Below are 17,347 nucleotides of genomic sequence, written 5' to 3' on the forward strand. Positions count from 1 at the left end.
TCTTCGGTCCCCAGATCGCGAAGGCGCTCGTATCGATGGCGTAATCGCCATCGAGTCCGACGCTATTCGACGGAGCCCCGACGGCGGGCCAGATTTTCGAGCCGCGGAAAAGCGTGAGGTTGAGCAGAGGGGCCGTCACCGGGCCGGTAATCGATATCGCCGCCGCGCCAGGATCATTTACGAGAGCAAAGGACCCGATCGCCAGCGGCGAAACATAGCCGAGCACGAAGCTCGAAATCTGCGACCAGCTGCCGGAACCGGACGCTCCGATTTTTTTATAAACGCCGTTGTTGGCGCTGGTCGCATCCGCGAAGACAACCGCATAGACGCCGGCGGCATGCGCGAGATCGGCGTTCAGCGCCGCGACTGTCTCGCGCGGCAGAAATGCCGTGACCTGGCCCGCGAGCGCCATATCGATCGCAGCGTTGAGGAGGTTCTCATATGCACGGATCTCGGATTTCGATGGCATATTGACCCCACTCGACAGGACGCCATCGATGAGGGAATCGCGGTAGGTCAAATTGGCCAATTGCTGTCGCGTCGACATGCGAGCCTCAGAAGGTCGAGATGGTGATGAAGGAAGAGGGCGAGGGATTGCCCGGATTGCCGGCGGTGGAGACGAGCCAGCACTGGACCTCGAAACGCTGCGGCGTTCCGGTGACGCCGGTTATGGTGGGCGAGGTCGCGGAATAGAGCGAGAGAGACGAGTAGTTCGACCAGATCGTCCAGGAACCATCGCCGAGCGGCGCGCTCGTCGAAACGTCGACGGGCCGCGAGCGAAAGCGCGTGTAGCTCGACGTGTCGCCATTGGTCGGCGCCGAAGAGCCGCCGTCGAAATGCGCGACCGCGAGAATTTCCGCCGTCGTCGAGGTGAGCACGGTCGACGACAAAGCCGGCGCGTCGGGAGTCGGCGGGGCGTAAGGATTGACCAGCGTGATTCCGGGGAGGCTCGGATTGATCGCGTCGCGCGGCGAGATCACATCCGCATACATGTCCGCGGTGACGAGGTGGAAGACGCCCTGGACGCTGGAGCCATTCGCGAGCGTGAGCTGCATGACGCGGAACACCGCGTCTATTCCATAGCGCGCGGAGGTGATGCGCACGACGCGCTCGCCATCGGCCTCGAGCATACGCAGCGGACCCGTCGCCGTCAGCTTCATCGGCGTGTTCTGGCGCTTTTGCGCACGGTAGCCGAGGGCGTAGGCCTGCTCGTCACTCTCGACGCCACGCAGCTCGAGCGGCGCGATGCGCTCGCCGACGCGGGCGATCGACGTCTCATCGCGGATCTGCGGCGTCGTGTTGCGCGTGAAGCCGAGGCGCGGCTCTATGTAAGAGGGGATGATGACATTCGACGCCGCATAGACGCCGCTGAGACGTTCGATCTTGATCGAGGAGAGATGCTCGTCCTTCAGCGTGACGGTCGGCTCTTCCCATTGGCCGATGCGAATCCGCACCTTGCCATATTCATCTTCCCAGATCGCGCCGTCGCAGGCGGCGAGGAGATGCTTCAGGACGTCGCGGCGCTCATCCTGCGACGTCCAGCCGAGATGCGCCGTCGCAAAGGGCCGCACGCCGCCGTCACGCGTCGCAACGAGCCGATCGCAATCATTGGCGGCCTGTATGAAGCTCGGCCAATGAATATCGTCATAGGCGAGGCCGAATGCCTCCGGGAAGGTGAGGTAATCGGCGATCTGCAAAACTGCATTGACCGAATAGGTCCATGTGGGATTGTCGACTGAATAGAGGCCGGAGGAGGGGTCGAGGAAGCTCTGCGCAACGTCGCGCGGATCATAGATCTTGGCGCCGCGAAGGACCTGCGAATGATTTGGCAGATAACGCGGGTAGTGCACCATATGGAAGGTGGGCGTCATCGTCGCCCATTTGGTGTAGACGATCGCCAGGCCGCGGCCGAGATGTGTGTCCGCAGACCATACGCCGCCAAAATAGGTCGTGAGCAGGGTCGAGGCGTGACCCGCCTCTGTGGCGTTGCGAAATTCGAGAAATCCGAAGGGGCCGTTGGCGGTGACGATCGGCGAGGGGCCATGGCCCGGCACGTCGATATAGGCGATATATTGGCCGAACTTCATGCCGCTCGACGGCCAGACGATCGCGCTATCGCCGAAGTCGCGCGTGTTCGGATAATAGCCGAAGGCGCCCAGCGTCGGCTCTGTCGTCGCGCCGGTCGACGTGGTGAGCGTCTCGCTGTCGACGATATAGGCCTCGACGCCATCGATCGGTCGGCAGGCGACGCACATGGCGTAGCCGACATATTGGCCGGCGGATTCGCGGAACAGGAGATAGCCGCCGGATTTGTAGCGGCCGTAGCCATAGAGGCGCGGCGGCGTCTCTTGCCCTTCCTGCTCTTGCGGAATCGGCGCTTGCGGAATGGTGAATTTCTGCGCAGCACGATGCGAGCCGGCGAGCAGAGCCTCGGCGCCGAATGTCGCCGCAGTCGTGCCGATCGTGAGGACCGTCGTTCCCACGATCGCGCCGAGCGTGGTGCCGAGCACAGCCGTCCCGGCGATAGCCTCGCCGAGCAGCAGACCGCCGATCGCGACCGCCATTATCCGAACTCCGCCACGCGCAGCACGTCCGGCGCGCTCCATCCAACCAGCGCGTCGCCGGCAAGGGCCAACGCGCAGCCGTCGCGGCCGATGAGGCCGCAAATCGCGCCGCCGCGAACCTGTGGCGCGCGCAACAGCACGGCGTCGCCTTCCGCCAGGCGCAACGGCCGCACGAGTCGGAAGCCGAGCGCGCGGCCGCAAATGGCGAGCGCGCGCACGACGCCATAACGCTCGAAAATCGCGCGCTGGCGCTCGGGCGCGATATCGCCGGCGACGCGCCCGCTGGCGCGCAGATAGGCGAGCACGGGCTCGCTGCACAGCATGCCGGGCATGGCGTCGTAATCGCGCAGGAAGGAAGCGACGGGGATCATCCCGAGAAGACGATGCTCTGCTTTTGGATGAGTTCCTGGACGCGTTCGCAGACACGATCGCCCGCATATCGGGCCTGCTGATCGGCGTCGGTCAAAAAGGCCCAAGGCGCTCTGTTCTTGCCGGCGAGCAAGGGCTGGCAGACGACGGAAATCGCGACTTGATGACCGCCTTCGGTCGGGCCGGCCTCGAGCGGCATGCGATCCATCACCAGCGTGCGGCGACGCGCGCAGGAAATCAGCACGCGCTCGGTCTCGCGCGCGCCGGCGGGCGCGGCGAAGGTGAGGAAATAGATTTCCGCGCGGCGGCCTTGGACCTCGGTCTCTTGATCCTGCATTTTCGCGATGATCGAGGAATCGAGGCCGGAGAGCGTCAGCGTCAGCTCTTGCGTCGCCGCCTGCGTGCCGATCTCGAGCGAGCCGGACATGGAGCCGAGCGCGCCGACGCCTTTGAAGATCGGGCCGCCGAACGCCGTCGCGTCGAGCGGGCCGATTCCGTTCCAATAGGCGTCGGGGCCGGAGAGATAATTCAGCTTGGCGCCGAGCATTATGGAGACCGTATCGCCGCGGATGGCGGCGGCGATGGCGCCGGTGAAAATGCTGCTCATTTCCGACAGATCATCCCCAATAGGCCTCGATAAATTCCAGCGAGGCGCCGCCGATGCGGCCGAGCGAGAGCGGAAAGCTCTGCCCGCGCGATTTCGGCTGGAGAACCATGCGGCAGAACGGATCGGCGAATTCGACGACGTCCCCGATCGCCGCGGCCTCGCGCAGCCAGCGATCGAGCGCGACCTCGTAGCGCTTTGCGACCGTGTCGCTCGGCCAGACGCCCTCGAGCAGATAGGCGCGATCGCCGAGCGACATCCAATCGCCGGCCTCGGGAACGATGGTCGAGGCGACGTCGATCGTGACGCGCCAGCTCTGCGCCGCGGCGGCGAGGGCGATGGTCGCGTCGCCGGCGCCCTGTGAATAGGAGGAGCCGTCCGAGTATGTGGAGCCGTCCGAATGCGTCGAAAGCGGTCCGAAGAGCGGCAGGCCGGCGCGGGCGCGCGGGCCGCGGCTCCAATCCATGACCGGCATATAGACGGCGCCTCCCTTGTCGAGACGCGAATAGAGCGCGCGAAAGAGATGCACGCGGCCGGACCGCGGCGCGGCTGTCGCCAGCGTCGGACCGCGCGGCGAATCGAAGAGGCGGATATCGTCGAGCCGGAAGGAGAGGGCGCCGGAGGGGGACACATTGCTCTGTGGCGGCCCGACGAAAGGGAGCGGGCCGAGCAGCTGGCCATTGACCGCGGCGCCGCCCCAGCTCTGCGGGAGCAGCTTGCGCGGCCAATGGGGGATGGACGGATCATAGGCCATCGCCAATCCGCCTTTTCACCATGCCTGCAAAGGCGCCAGAGACTGGCGCTCATTATTGACGGCTAGCTCGCTCTGGATCATGTAGCGGACCTCGCCATGGGTGGGGTAGACGCGCTGGATCGTGGTTCCTGGAGCATGATTTTCGAAGACGATCTTCGACCCTTGGCCGCCGATCGCGCCGGCGACATTACGCTGTTGCGCGGCGTTGAGGACGACCTCGCCGGGATGCGCGAGGATCGGGAAGCCGCCGTCCGGCGCGACAGGGCCGCCGCCGGCGTAGCGGGGCAGGTGCGCCATGGTGATGAGGCCGCCATCCGCGAATTTGAAGAGGCCGCCGAGAAGCCCGAGCAGGCCGCCGCCGAAGCCGCCGCCGCTCGACCCTCCCGAGCCGCCGCCGCTGGCGAGCAGCCCGAAGAGCCCGCCGACGCCGCCATTCTGGCCTGCAGTTCCGAACAGGCCGGCGAGCGGGCCTTGGCCCGTGAGCACGGCCTTCAGCGCCATTTTCTCGAGCTCCTTGACGACTTCCTTCAGCACATCGGCGAGCTTTTGATGCTCGACGATGAGGCGCTCGACGGAGGATTCGCCCATGTCCGCGAATTGCTTGCGGGCGGCGTCGGCGGCTTCCTGCGCTTTGCGGGCGTCGTCGACCTTTTTGCGCAGCGTCGCATGCGCCTCGGCGAGGGCGAGCACTTTTGTCCGCTCTTCCTCGGTAAGCGCCGAGCCGCGCTCTTTCGCAGCTTCCTCGGCCTTGGCCAGATCGATGGATTTTTCGCGCTCGACGCTCGACTTGCCGATCGCGTCGGCCTCGCCTTGAAGGGCGGCGTTCTCCTTTTCGAAGGATTGCACCAGGCGCTCGACTTGATCGAGCGATTCCCGTGCGGCCGAGCCTCCCGATGAGCCCGAATGCTCATGCCCGAGCGACGGGGCTTCGAGCTGACGTTGCGACGGGCGCCGGGGCGGCGAAGGCGCGTCGACGGCGAGATATCGCGGCCCAGGCTCGCCCGGCGCATTCTCAGCCGCGAGATTTCTCAGCCCGGCCGTGAGCGGAAATTTCTTCGGATCGCCGAGCGCGTTGAAGGTTTCCTCATTGAACGGCTGGATGACCTTCGCTGTGCCGAGCATGGATTCGATCTTATTGACCCATGCCGCCGCATCGGCGATTTTCTCGACAATCTTCACCCAGATATTCTGGAATCCGATCGCCGCGGCGGCGAGGCCGCGCATCGTCGGCGCCATCTCGTTAGAGAGGCGCTCTTGCGCGATGCGCAGCATCTCATTCGATTCCTTTTGCGCATTGACGATATCTTCGCCCCAGACGTAGCCGGCCTCGCGCGACGTCTGGACATAATGCTCGATATCGGCGCGGCCGCTCTTGATCGCATCGACGATCTTGTATGCACTGTCGCCCCATGCCTGCGCCGCGATATTTCCCGCCTCGATCTCGAGCCGCACGCCTTTCGCTTCCTGCCCCGCGCCGCGCATTGCGTCGGCGGCCTTCAGATAATCCTCGACCAGCACGAGGGCCGCGTGATGTATGTCGTCGGACGTCGTCGCCTCGCGAATAAGGCCATAGGCCGCAGTCGGGCGGTTGAGCCCATTCTGCAATTCATCCGCCGCTCGCATGAGGGGGCCGATTTGCTCGGCTGAAATTTCTTTGCGCGCCACCGTTCCGACATGTTCGAGCGCGGCCGCGGCCTCTTGCGCCGTGAGGCCGAAGCGCGCCGCCTGATCCGTCCATGCCTGAAAGACGGTCGACGAGACACCCGCCTTCATCGAGCCTTCGATGATCTGATTCACGCGGTCGAACTGATCGCCCATGATCTTGAAGGCCTCATGCGCGGTGATGGCGCCCGCGGCGATGAGGCCCAGCTGAATCTTGTAATCGGAGAGCAGCTTCAGCCCGATCGCGAGAACGGGATGATGCAGCGCGAACGCCGTCTTCACGCCTTCGCCGGCGAGATTGGCCGCGAGGCGAAGATGATCCGTGTCGCGGGCGAGGCCGAGCAGCTGCGCCGAGACTGTGCGTGTTCCCTCCGCGCCCGCCGAGATGAGGCTGTTGCGCAATAGCGAGGAATTGACGACGGCGGCTTGACCGATCGCCGTCAAATGGCGCGGCGCCTCCGCCGCGAGGGCGGAGAGCGCGCCGCGCAATGCGCCCGTATCCGCGCCGAAGCGCAGGATGAGCGCGCGGCTCGTATCTGCCATGTCAAAAACCCTCTTCCTCGAGGAGAGCGTCGAACCATTCGCGCTCGCTCGGCGCGTCGACCTGGTCCGCGCCATTGCGCGCGGCGAGGCCGCGCATGGCGGCCCAAAAATCGGGATAGCTCATCTCGCGCGTCTCGCGCGGGGAGAGGCCTAGGACTGCGCCGGCGAGGATATAGGCGGAGAGGTCTCCGGCGCGTCGGGCGCGCTCTCCGCCGTCTCTTTTCCCGGCGCGCGCTTCGCCTCTTCCGTGACGCCTTCAATGAGCGCGCGCATGATGGCGACAGCGAGATCGACGCTCTCCGCCAGAGGCCGCGCGTCGACGAGGCGCGAGACGAGCGCCTCCGCGGCGCCCGGCTGCATCTCGCCGCCGCCAATGAGGCCGAGGCGAATGGTCTCGCGAATGTCCGCGTGGCGGAACTCGAGCAGCGCGAGCCGGCGCCAGATCGCGCCGACGCCGGCGGAGCAAAGGTCCTCCAGCTCGCCAATCTCGCCGATGCGCAGGCAGAAGCGCCGGCGACGGCCACCGAACACCGCATAATGCACGGTGGTCGCGGCGCGGGTCTCGGACGTCTCCACCGTCAAGCCGCCGCGACGAAGGTGGGAATGGCGCCCTGGCCCTTGAGCGTCGCGGAAAAGGCCACCGTGCCGCCGTCGCTGCTGGTGAGGTCCAGCTCTTTCAAGACGACGCCGCCAGTGTAGGTTCCGCCGCCATTCGCGCCCGTGCCGGAGAGGGTCAGCTTCACATTATGCGGCGCGCCGTCGAGCCAGCCTTGCAACACGGCATATCTGACGTAATCCGTGCGGCCAGAAATGGACAGCTCCCAGGCCTGCCCTTTGGCGACGCTGACATTGGCCGGGATATTGTCGGGATTTGTCGCGTCGACCTCCATATGGTCCTCGGTGTCGATCGTGCGCTTGAAGCTCTTCGTCGTCGCGATGCAGAGTAGAGTGAATGCTTCCGTGGGCGTCGCGCCGTCGCCCATGGCGATCTTGAATGCAGTTCCGCGCTGAAGATTGGGAAAGGACATATCTCTCTCCTTTAGCCGGCGACGATCGCCGCTATGTCGACATAGACGAGCTTGGGGCTGATCGGCTCGACGACGTCGCCGCCGAGCAAAGTGTAGAGGGCCTGCGCCTGGACGGCCGGCGCGGCGAGGGCGAAGGTCTCGCCTTCGATCGCCGCCACCATGGCGTTCATCGCTTGCCAGGCCTCTCGGCGACCGAAGGCGGTCGAGGCCACATAGAGCCGCAGGCGGAGCAGCCATCCGGCGCCGCAACCACTCTCGACGCGGCTCGCGGCGATCGGGCCGAGATAGGCGTAGGGGCTCGCGACATCCGACGCATTGCCGCGGCTGTCGCGCGGGACCTCGTCATAGAGTCGCGCGCCGAGAATGGCGGCGACGCCGGAATCGGCCTTCAGCGCCTCGATCAGCGCCGTCTTGAATTCGTCGGCGGGAATTATCATGCGCCGATCTCCCAGCCTTCGGCCGAGGCCTCTTCGTAGGGGAGGGCCTCGGCGACGCTCTCGCGCTTCGCAAGGACCTCATTGGCCGCGGGAAAGAAGAAGGGCTGCGCCGCCGTTCCGCCATGGGTGCGGCGGGAGCGCCGATTGCGGACGATCGCGTTTCCGCGCATGCCGGTTACGCCGGCCTGATCGGAGGCGTAGAAGCCCTCATGCGCGGTGATCGGAGCCGCGACGCTCGCTTCGCCGGAGCGCGTGCCGAATTCCACGAAGCGCGCGTAATCCGCGCCTTCCTTGCCGCTCGCCGTCTCATGAACCGCCGAAGCGCGGAACTCGCAATAGGCGTCGAAAGCCTCGCCGCCTATGCCTGAGAGCAGACGGCCGGAGTCGACGGGGACGAGGCCGCGCGCCGTTTCGATCATTTGCGCGAGCGCTTCGCTGTCGCGGCGATGCTGCTTGACCTCCATCCGCGTGACGATGCGCGCGAGCGAGCCCAGCGCATCGGGCCAGCCGAACAGGCCCGAGCCCGTCTGCGGATCCGCGAAATCGACGGCGCCCGAGCCGAGGGAGAAGGCCGCTTGGCCGACGAGGAGAGAGCCGAGCATTTCAGCCTCCGATCTTGCGAGCGACGACAATCTCTATGAAGCGCCGCGTGCGATCCGGGAGAGAGACGGATTCGACCGCCCATTCGCGCCCTTCGACGCGGATGCGATCGGCGACGTTGATCGTCCGATTTTGGGCGCAGTCATAGATTCTGAGCAGCCCGCGCGACTGGTCTTCGGCGAGCCCGGCCTCGACCGCCTTTGCGCCCGAGGCCTGCTTGAAGGATGCGCGCGTCGCGAAGGCGTCCGAGAAATCGCCGCGTGGCGCGCCGCCGGGGTCTCCCATGATGACGGCGCGACGCAGAATTGTGACCGAATAGCGCATGCGTCCGGCGAGCATCGGGAGCCTTTCAGAAATTCGGCGAGCGGAAGGGCGCGACGAGCGCGGTGACAGCGAGCGGCGTTTCCTGCAATGCGGCGCCGAAGCCGGTCACAGCCTCGCGATTTTGATAGAGATGCGAGATCATGAGCAGCGCGGCATGACGGATCGGCGCCGGGACGTCGGCCGCCGTAGCGCCATAGCCGAGCGTCATGGTGATTTTCCATGCCGCTTCGTCGTCGTCGACGCGCGGCCATGCGACGCCTTTGGCGAGGCGCACGAAGGTCAGCTCCTTCGAAATCTTCCGCTTCACCCATTGCCCGCTCGCCAGCGTCTGATAGACGCCGTCCTGCAGATATTCGACCTTGTCGACGGATTGGAGCGGCGCCCGATCGATGACGAAGCCCGTCGCCGGCGGAAGGCCGCGCAAGCGCGGATCGGAGCGGCCATTGTTCTGCGGCGGAGACGGCGCCGCATATTCCCAGACTTGCGTGAGCAGCGGACGGCCGATGATTCCGCTCTCTAGGTCGAAGTGCTGCGTCGCCACGTCGAGCAGCGCCGTCAGCAATCCGTCGTCGTCGCCGAAGTCGGCCGTGTTCGTTTGCCGCTTGGCCTCGGCGAGCGAGACGATCGGCGTCGTCGACGACGAGACGAGATTATAGACGCCGGTCATATGGCCTCCGATCAACTCGCCGGATCGGTCGACGTCGGCGCGGGCTGCTCGGCCAGCTCGGTGAGCTTGGTCGAGAGCTGCTCGGCCAGCGCTTCCGCCTGGCGCTTGAAGTCGTCGCGCTCATCCTCGGCGGCCTTAAGCCGCATGGACGCCGCGACCTTGTATTTTTCGAACGTCTCGACGACGGCGTCGCGCTGCGTCCGCGCCGCGTCGGCCGCCTTGCGATGGACCTCGGCCTCGGCGATGGCGCCGGCTTTCTCCTTCGCCGCGGAGGCGAGCTTGCCGGCGAGGTCGGCGGCCTGTTTGACGAGCCCCTCGCGCTCGGCGGTCACGGCGTCGAGCGCCTTGGACAGATCGGCGACGCGCGCGGCGGCGATTTCTTGCTCCGGCGCTTCGATCGCGAGGCCCTCTTTGATCCATTCGCGCGCGACGTCGTCGGGCTTGTCGATGATATCGCCGGGCAGGTCCGATTGATGCGCGCCGGCGATCGATGTGAGCAGCTTGATTTTCATCGGTTCTGAGTCCTCGGCTTCGTTTCCGCGAGGGAAGAGACGCCCGGCTGCGCGGCCGGGCGCAGCGCGATCAGGTGGCGGACTGCTGCAAGGTGCGGATCGACTCCCATTGCGACGTCGTCGCATTCTTGGCGTCGATCATGCGGCCGTCGGCGCGCGCCCAGGCCAAGAATCCGACCTGTCCTTTCTTCGCATAGGCGGAGTCGGTGAAGCGCAGGATCAGAACATCCATGACGTCGCGGATCATGTATTTGGAGAAATCGCCGAAGGCGATGGACTTCGAATTGGCCGCGAGGTCGGCCATATGCTGGTTGATGACGATCGGCTTGCCTTCGATCTGATAGCCGGTCGACTCGCCGCCGGCGAAGGCCGCCTCGAGCGAGGGGAGGAAGAGCGGACGATTATTGGCGTCCTTGAGCTTTTTGACGGTTTTCCACGTCTTATCGTTCATCATCCATGCGCAGCTCGCCGAGGAGCGATAGGCCGGATCGACCGAATGATAGAGTTCCATGAAGAAATCATAGGCGAGCGAGGTCGTGTTGCCGGTCGGCGCCGTATAGCCGACCGAGGCTGCTGTGACAGCGCCCTGCGGCTGGCCCGTTCCCGTGCCGGTCGTGAAATAGCGATTCTGTCCGCGGGCGACGCGGGTCGCGAGCGCGCGCAAGACGACGGATTCGACATTGACCGCCGCGTCCTGGAGAATTTCCATAGAGACGGGAATGGTCTTCGACGCGAATTTATAGGCGCCGACCGACACGGAACCGAAGGTGAGATCGTCATCGGAGGCCGTGACGCCCTCGGCGACGAGCTCGCCTTCCGCCGCCGTATCGTCCATCGTGCCCCAGGTGAAGGGCTGGCCGCCGGCCGTGGCCAGAATCCATGCGACGAGGCGCATGCCGCCATAGGCCTTCAGGAATTCGAGCAGCGTCGGCATGATGAGCGTCGGAACAAGCACGCCGCCGGTCGCCGAAGAGCCCTCCGCGACGTTCAGGACGCGATTGCGGTTGCGCGGGTCGGCGGCGGAGACAAGCGCCGCTTCCTCGGCCGTGAGCGCGGCGACGCCCTGCGCCAAGGCTTTGGCGAAGGCGGCGCGCGCCTGCGTGACGCGATGCGCGTTTTCGTCGACGCTCTTGCCGTTCTTGTCGCTCGCGGCGCGGGCGTTGAAATCGGTCGCATCGTCGGCGGAGAGCGTCAAAGAATTCTGAACGCGGCTGATTTGGCCATCGATCAGCTCGATTTCGATCAAGACGGCGTCGGCCTTGGCCTCGATTTCCTTCGTATAGTCCTTGGACTCGACCAGATTCTTATATTCCGTCACCTTGCGGGCGCGCTCTTCGCGCAGATTTTTCAGAGACGACATTGCAGGCTGCTCCTTTGGCGGAGTGTGAGACCCCGTGAAGGGGCGATTTCCCGTGAGGGAAGGCGGGCGAGATCAGGCGGCGCGTTCGAACAGCCGCAGCATGCGCGCGTGACGCTCTTGCGAAGTTTTGAGATAGGCGGCGACGGGATCGGCCTGCGGCGGCGCGAGCAGCGCCTTCGGCGGATGGTCGTAAGCCGAGAGATCGAAGCGGCGCAGATTGCTCGCCGGGGTCGTGCGGGCGGCGACGCGGTCGCAGAATTTCATTTCGACAGCCTGTTCCGCCGAGAGCCAGGTCTCGGCTTTCATCATGGCCGTCAGCTCTTCGACCGAAAGGCTCGCGCGGGTCGCATATTGGCTCGCGATCGAATCGCGGATGGCGTCGAGCATGTCGGCGCAGCTCCGCATTTCGTCCGCGTCGCCCCAGGCCATCGACTCGGGATTGTGGATCATCACGAAGCCGCCGGGCGCGATTTCGATCTCGTCCCCGGCGAGCATGAGCGTCGACGCGGCCGAGGCGGCCATTCCGTCGATATGGGCGATGACGCGCGCCGGATGCTGCTCGAGCGCCGTCTTGATCGCCGTCGCTTCGAAGACGAGGCCGCCGGGGGAATTGATGCGTAGATGAATCGTCTTCGCCGCGAGCCCGCGCACGCCGCGCACGATTTCCTCGGTCGTCGGCTGATCCCAACCGCCGATCACGTCATAGACATAGATCGAGGCTTCATCGCCGTCGCGATCCGGGTCGAAGGCGGGATTGCTATCGTCGTCGCCATCCCAATCGGGATCATAACCTCTGACGATCTTCGGCTTGCGGCCGGGACCGTTCGAGGCCAGCAATTTCAAGAGTCGGCGCATGGGCATGGCGTCACTTCCTCGGCTTTCGCGACGTGCGGGATGAAGATTGCTGCGGCGGCTCGGGCGGCGGCGGCCCTTGCTTCACGCCTTCCTCGAGCGGCGGACCGCCGTTATGGCCGATCTGCGGCGCTTTGCGTTCCCAGGTGACGAGCTTGTCGGCGCTCGGATCTTTCGACGGCCCCATGTTGAGCTTTTGTCGGACCTCATTCGCCGTCATCACGCCGGGGCCGTTATTGCCGCCGAGCGCGATCTGGAAAGCTTCCATGCGCGTCTTCATATCGCCGCGCACGAAGCCTTCGCGGTCGAATTCGGCGACCTTTCCATCGGGAACGAGCTTCTCATTGACCTCGTCTTCGATGGCGCAGAGATGCGGGCCGAGCGTGAAATCGACGAAGGCTTGCGTCTGTTCCTCGAGGCCCTTGCCGAAGGATGTGGCCTTGTCGGTCAGTCCGGCGAGATGCGCCGGCACGCCGAAGATGCGCGTCGCGATATCCTCAACGCTAAAGCGGCGCGTGTCGAGCAATTGCGCGTCCGCGGCATTGATGCGCAGCTCTTTGAACTCGCCGCCACCTGTGAGCACGGCTGGACCCGAGAAGCGATTGTCCGCACCATGCTTGCTCATCCAATGCTTGCGGATTTCGTCGGGCTGATCTTTCGCGACGCTCGAGCCGGCCGGATAGCTGATGTAGCCGTCCGGCGACGAGCTGTTGTCGAAATAGGCCTTTGCGAATTCGTCGGCGGAAATGCCGATCCCGACGCTCATCGCATAGGCCGTGAGCGGCGACATGGCGCGAAAAATCTGCCAGATCGGCGAGCCCGGAATATGCAGCACGTCGTCTTGTGGCGCGACGATCAAACGCCCGTCGTCGAGCGTCATCGTATAGACCTGGACGGGCCGCCCTTCGATGCGGTCGAGACGAATGCCGGTCCGCGACCATGGCACGAAATGCAGCTCATAAGGCTCGGCCGAACGGAAGGATTTGCGCTCTATCCAAGCGATTCCGTTGCCGTTGAGCAGCATGTCGGCGACGACAGAGCGCCAGAACATGGAGGCCGAAAGCCTCGCGTTCGGCCGCTTGTCGAGCATTTTCGCGAGCGGCGATTTGCGCTCGCGGACACGATGGCCATCGTCATGCTCATTGAACAGCGCGAAGGGAAGCATGGACACGCAACCGGCGATCAGCCGGACGCAGCCATAGACAGCGCTATGCGTGAGCGCCTTATCGGCGGAAACATTGTTCGTCTGCGGTCCGAACAGCTTTTCGAAGGCGAGCGGATCGGAGAGCGGATAGGTCGCGGTCGTTCCCGAATTTTCGACGGCGCCGCGTAGGTCGCGCAGCTCTTTTTTGAGCCGCAACATTTCGATTTCGCGGCGTAGGCGTGCGCGCTTGCCCATTCGGAGCCTTCAATAGTCGAGGAAGCCGGAGCCTGCGGCGGGCGCGCCGTTGAGCGCGGCGACATTGGCGGTTATCGCGGCGGCTATGCCGTCGATTTTCTCGCGCGAGGCCGCCTTGTCGGGCGAGAAATTCATGTTGCGATCGAATCGAACGAGCGCGTTTTGCGCCATCCATCGCAAGACGGGATGGCCGCCATGGTCGAGCAGTCCGGCGAAGACGAGGCGCTCGAAATCCTTCGACGCTTCGCCGAGGCTGGGGATTCCTTGGCGGACCTTCAAGAACAGCTCGGCGTCGACGCCTTCGTTTTGAAGATCCGTGTAGAGCTTCGTGGCGTTCCACGGGTCATAGCCGATCCGGCGCACGTCATAGAGCTCGAGGCCCTCGACGATCGCCGCTTGCACATAGGACTGATCGACGTAATCGCCGGGCGTCGCTTCGATGGCGCCCATTTGGAGCCAGCGGTCGTAATTGACGCGGTCGCGTTTCGAGCGGACGTCGATATTGTCCGCCGGAACCCAGAAGCGCGCGACGAGGCGCGCCTTGCCGCCAGGCTCTTCCGGCAGAAACCACCAAATGAGCGCGGTGATATCGGTGGTCGACGATATGTCGAAGCCGCCGACGCAGGCCTTCCCGCGTAGCTCTTTCGAAAAGCGGCGCCAGCCGTCCTTTTCGCCGCAGGCGTCCCATTTCTTGATCGGAAGCCATCGCGAGATCGCCTCGACCCATTGATTGAGATGGTAGCGGCGGAAATGCGACTCGGCGCGGGGATTGCCTTTCGCAATGCGCGCCTCGCCGCGCAGAAAGTCGAGCGTCGGCGAAAGGCCGAGGTTCGGATTGACGCGGCGCCAGACTTCCTCGTCTTGCCAGTCATCATCCTCGCCGGCTGCGAACATGACGACGAGCGTCGACGGCTCGTAAATGCCGGCGCCTTCGTCGGCCTCGGCGGTCGGCGGCGCAATCGGGCCGGCGAGAATTTTTTGACTCTCATCGAATAGTTCCCAGCCCGTGAGCGCGCTCTTCAAGCCCGCTGTCGACGCGAACAGCTCTATCGGCTGCAATCGCGCGCCCATGCCCTGCCGCAGCGTCGTCGCCAGCTCGCGCGAAATCCATTCGTGCATTTCGTCGCCGACCGAGATGGTCGGCGAGCGGCCGTGCTTTCCCTCGACCTTGCCCGGAAGAAGCTGGAAACTCGCGCGACATTCGGGAATCCATAGGGATTTGCGGAAAATGCCGATCGAGGACTTGAGGCTGTCGTTCTGAACGACGATCGCCTTCATCTTGTCGAAGATGATCTTCGCTTGATCCTCGTTTCGCGCGAAGACGAAGCCCTGTCCGCCGACGACGCCCTCTAGCACCCAGAAGAGCAGCGCGAGCGCGGCGAGAAATTCACTCTTGCCGTTCTTGCGCGGAATCCACAGCATGAGACGGCGGAAGAGCCGGACATGCTCGAAACTCTTTTCATGCGTTTGCGGGTCGAGAACTTCGACGGGAACCTTCCAGCCGACGAGCAGGCGGACCGTGATTTCCTGCCAGAAGGCGAGACGGAAGGGAGCGCCGGCGAAGCGATCGTCGGTGAGCCGGAATATTTTCGGCCATAGTTCGACGATCGCATCGGACTTCGCCGCATCGAACCAGGCGCCGGGAACGCGGGCGGCGCGGCGCCATGTGATGCTCGGCCATTCCCAGCCGAGGGCCGACGCCTTGACGATCCAATCCGGCTCGGGCGTGAAGGCGTCGCCGGCGACGCAGGTGAGCGCCGCGGCCGAGGCGTCGCCGGCCGGGAGCGCGATATCCATGCGCGCTTACTGATAGGTGCCGGGCGGCGGCGAATCGAAGCGATTGGCGAGGCCGACGATCCCGTCTTCCGCCTGCGGCGCATCTTTCGACGGCTGCTTGGGGGCGCCGGGCTGATCGAAGAGACCGCCGCCGAGGCCGCCGGCCTGCTTGCCGATGAGGTCGAGGCGGTCGAGCGGCGTGAGGCCGAACCGTTTCGAAAATTCGAGGATGAATTTGACGGCCGTGTCGCGGCGATCGACGGCGGGATTGTTGCGCGGCATGCGATCGCCGGAGACGGTTTTGACGAGCCGAGAGAAGCCGTTTTTGTTTATGTCCGCCTGCGCGGCGACGAAGTCCGCGTAATAGACGCAGAAAATCGCGAAGGAATGGCGGTCGAGCGGCGCGAAGAGGTTCAGCTTCGCGAGGCGGGGCGCGTATTCGCGCCAGATCGTGAGCGCCGGGAGAAGGCGGCCGTCATTGAGCAGCGCCGGCGGCGCGAGCGTGTCATCCGATTCGGCGGGGGCCGCCGCGAGCAGCAACGCGAGCGACTCGGCGTCGGCGATCTGACGATCGGTCTTCGACCGCCGCTTGCCGGGATAGGCCTTTGCCGCTTGCAACTCCGGCGGATCGCGACGACGTCCCATAAGTTCCTCTCGACGCTCCAAAAAAACATTTCCGCGGATTTTGCGGCGATTTGCCGGAGCTTGACCAACCGGTCGCGGGCAGGGGGCTGGGAGGTTTGACCGCCCCCCCACCCTGGGGGCTGTTCGCGATCTGCGGAGGCGGTCGGCGGCGTCAGCCGCGGCGCGTCTCGGCCTCTTCGCGCTGCTTGTCGCGGTTGTGGTGGAACTCGCACAGCGATTGAAAGGGGCCGTTCCAGAACTTGTACGCGTCGCCGCGATGCGGCTCAACGTGGTCGCAGACGCTCGCCGCGGTCACGACGCCATCGGCGAGGCACATGCGGCATATGGGCTCGCTCGCCAATTGCTGCGCACGGATGGCGCGCCATCGTGCGAGCCCATACCATGCGCGCCACGGCGCAGCGTCACGACGTCGGCGCTCATAGTCCGCGTCGCTCACCGGGCGCGCGTCGACGGCGGAAACGGGAAGAGCGCCGCGCCGACCGGCGAGGCGAGGGGCCTTGGCCATTGGCTCTAGCCACCATTCTAAGCCGGATAGATTTGCGCATGCTTCGCACTTGCCCGCTTTGCGGGTCTTGCACGTCTGCCCCTCGGACGCCTTGCGGCATTGCACCAGGGCTCGCGTCTCCGGCTTTCGTGCGCATGGGCGCCGGAGGGCCTAATCGTTCTGGCTGTGTCTCTCGCCGCTATCGGACGCGCCTCACGCGGCGCATTGCTCCAAGCGATCGAGATAGCCGGAGTCGAGAGGTATCTCTATCCAGCGCCCGAATGCGTGAATCTCTATGTGCACCGAGCCGCAAGAGTCAACGCCCATGACGCGCCCGACGCTTCCCATGAACGGCCCAGCGGACACGCGCACGCGCATTCCAGGCGTGAATATGATCCCACGCCGATCCGGCAAAGCTGAAGCGCCGCGCAGGAAATCCATCCATTCCTGCGGCACGATCGCCGGCCTATCGGAGCCGGCGCGCGCGAGAAACCTGTGCACGCCTTCGGTTGTGGATATCGACCAGATCATCGATTCCGAGCCCGCCATTTCGAGGAACAGATAGCGGCCGAAGCGCGGCTTCCATTGCGGCTTGCGCTTGCGCGCTCCCGATTCGCGCACGGTGGACGTCACGCGCACAAGCGGACGCCACACCGCATAGCCCGCCGCCGCGAGCTTGCGCGTCACGTCGAAATCCTTTCCCGCCACGCATTCGAGAACGAACCAATCGCCCATAGCCAGCCTCATCGCCATCCGCCGAATTCTTC

The 17,347-nt window shown here is 65.0% G+C and carries 20 protein-coding genes; all 20 read right to left on the reverse strand.

All coding sequences use genetic code 11. The annotated features are described in order from the left end of the window. Positions 1–554 precede the first annotated feature (554 nt). Positions 555–2,564 carry a hypothetical protein gene (locus EDE12_RS12610; protein WP_026598738.1) on the reverse strand — a complete coding sequence of 670 codons (2,010 nt, stop codon included), beginning with the start codon at positions 2,562–2,564 and terminating at the stop codon, positions 555–557. Continuing rightward, the gene (locus EDE12_RS12615) at positions 2,564–2,935 is read right to left on the reverse strand and encodes a hypothetical protein (protein WP_026598737.1); all 372 of its coding nucleotides are present in this window, start codon (positions 2,933–2,935) and stop codon (positions 2,564–2,566) included. Before EDE12_RS12615 ends, EDE12_RS12610 begins: the two co-directional genes overlap by 1 nt. After that, a complete protein-coding gene (locus EDE12_RS12620) occupies positions 2,932–3,540 on the reverse strand; it encodes a hypothetical protein (protein ID WP_026598736.1) in 609 nt (202 codons plus the stop codon). Before EDE12_RS12620 ends, EDE12_RS12615 begins: the two co-directional genes overlap by 4 nt. A 10-nt stretch (positions 3,541–3,550) precedes the next feature. Beyond that, a complete protein-coding gene (locus EDE12_RS12625; RefSeq protein WP_026598735.1) occupies positions 3,551–4,291 on the reverse strand; it encodes a hypothetical protein in 741 nt (246 codons plus the stop codon). 15 nt (positions 4,292–4,306) lie between these two features. Further along, positions 4,307–6,496, reverse strand: a complete 2,190-nt coding sequence (locus EDE12_RS22110) for a hypothetical protein (RefSeq protein ID WP_026598734.1) — start codon at positions 6,494–6,496, stop codon at positions 4,307–4,309. A 1-nt stretch (position 6,497) separates the two neighbouring features. Next, positions 6,498–6,620: a hypothetical protein gene (locus tag EDE12_RS22470; RefSeq protein ID WP_280949684.1), complete on the reverse strand. Its 123-nt coding sequence runs from the start codon at positions 6,618–6,620 to the stop codon at positions 6,498–6,500. Positions 6,621–6,646: 26 nt separating this feature from the next. Next, the gene (locus EDE12_RS12635; protein WP_051592480.1) at positions 6,647–7,072 is read right to left on the reverse strand and encodes a gene transfer agent family protein; all 426 of its coding nucleotides are present in this window, start codon (positions 7,070–7,072) and stop codon (positions 6,647–6,649) included. A gap of 2 nt (positions 7,073–7,074) precedes the next feature. Then, positions 7,075–7,524, reverse strand: a complete 450-nt coding sequence (locus EDE12_RS12640; RefSeq protein WP_026598732.1) for a phage tail tube protein — start codon at positions 7,522–7,524, stop codon at positions 7,075–7,077. 11 nt (positions 7,525–7,535) lie between these two features. Further along, on the reverse strand, positions 7,536–7,961 hold the full coding sequence (locus EDE12_RS12645) for a DUF3168 domain-containing protein (protein WP_026598731.1): 426 nt from the start codon (positions 7,959–7,961) through the stop codon (positions 7,536–7,538). Beyond that, positions 7,958–8,563 (reverse strand): HK97 gp10 family phage protein, encoded by a 606-nt coding sequence (locus EDE12_RS12650; protein ID WP_026598730.1) that lies wholly within the window; start codon positions 8,561–8,563, stop codon positions 7,958–7,960. The genes EDE12_RS12645 and EDE12_RS12650 overlap by 4 nt, the downstream gene beginning before the upstream one ends. Position 8,564: 1 nt before the next feature. Continuing rightward, positions 8,565–8,900 carry a head-tail adaptor protein gene (locus EDE12_RS12655; RefSeq protein WP_026598729.1) on the reverse strand — a complete coding sequence of 112 codons (336 nt, stop codon included), beginning with the start codon at positions 8,898–8,900 and terminating at the stop codon, positions 8,565–8,567. A 10-nt stretch (positions 8,901–8,910) separates the two neighbouring features. Then, a complete protein-coding gene (locus EDE12_RS12660; RefSeq protein WP_051592479.1) occupies positions 8,911–9,552 on the reverse strand; it encodes a head-tail connector protein in 642 nt (213 codons plus the stop codon). Positions 9,553–9,563: 11 nt separating this feature from the next. Further along, positions 9,564–10,064: a hypothetical protein gene (locus EDE12_RS12665; RefSeq protein ID WP_026598728.1), complete on the reverse strand. Its 501-nt coding sequence runs from the start codon at positions 10,062–10,064 to the stop codon at positions 9,564–9,566. Positions 10,065–10,134: 70 nt separating this feature from the next. Next, positions 10,135–11,424 carry a phage major capsid protein gene (locus tag EDE12_RS12670; RefSeq protein ID WP_036290904.1) on the reverse strand — a complete coding sequence of 430 codons (1,290 nt, stop codon included), beginning with the start codon at positions 11,422–11,424 and terminating at the stop codon, positions 10,135–10,137. Positions 11,425–11,496: 72 nt separating this feature from the next. Next, positions 11,497–12,285, reverse strand: coding sequence for a head maturation protease, ClpP-related (locus EDE12_RS12675; RefSeq protein ID WP_051592478.1), 789 nt, complete (start codon positions 12,283–12,285; stop codon positions 11,497–11,499). 4 nt (positions 12,286–12,289) lie between these two features. Then, entirely contained in the window at positions 12,290–13,639 is a 1,350-nt protein-coding gene (locus EDE12_RS12680) for a phage portal protein (RefSeq protein ID WP_166671855.1), read from the reverse strand. A gap of 45 nt (positions 13,640–13,684) precedes the next feature. Further along, positions 13,685–15,472: a terminase TerL endonuclease subunit gene (locus tag EDE12_RS12685; RefSeq protein ID WP_026598725.1), complete on the reverse strand. Its 1,788-nt coding sequence runs from the start codon at positions 15,470–15,472 to the stop codon at positions 13,685–13,687. 6 nt (positions 15,473–15,478) lie between these two features. Further along, positions 15,479–16,096: a P27 family phage terminase small subunit gene (locus EDE12_RS12690; RefSeq protein WP_051592477.1), complete on the reverse strand. Its 618-nt coding sequence runs from the start codon at positions 16,094–16,096 to the stop codon at positions 15,479–15,481. Between the two features lie 151 nt (positions 16,097–16,247). Next, a complete protein-coding gene (locus tag EDE12_RS22240) occupies positions 16,248–16,601 on the reverse strand; it encodes an HNH endonuclease (RefSeq protein ID WP_245275762.1) in 354 nt (117 codons plus the stop codon). Positions 16,602–16,793: 192 nt separating this feature from the next. After that, positions 16,794–17,333 carry a transcription termination/antitermination NusG family protein gene (locus tag EDE12_RS12700; RefSeq protein WP_084768520.1) on the reverse strand — a complete coding sequence of 180 codons (540 nt, stop codon included), beginning with the start codon at positions 17,331–17,333 and terminating at the stop codon, positions 16,794–16,796. Positions 17,334–17,347 lie beyond the last annotated feature (14 nt).

The sequence above is a fragment of the Methylosinus sp. sav-2 genome, assembly GCF_004366495.1.
Lineage (GTDB): Bacteria > Pseudomonadota > Alphaproteobacteria > Rhizobiales > Beijerinckiaceae > Methylosinus.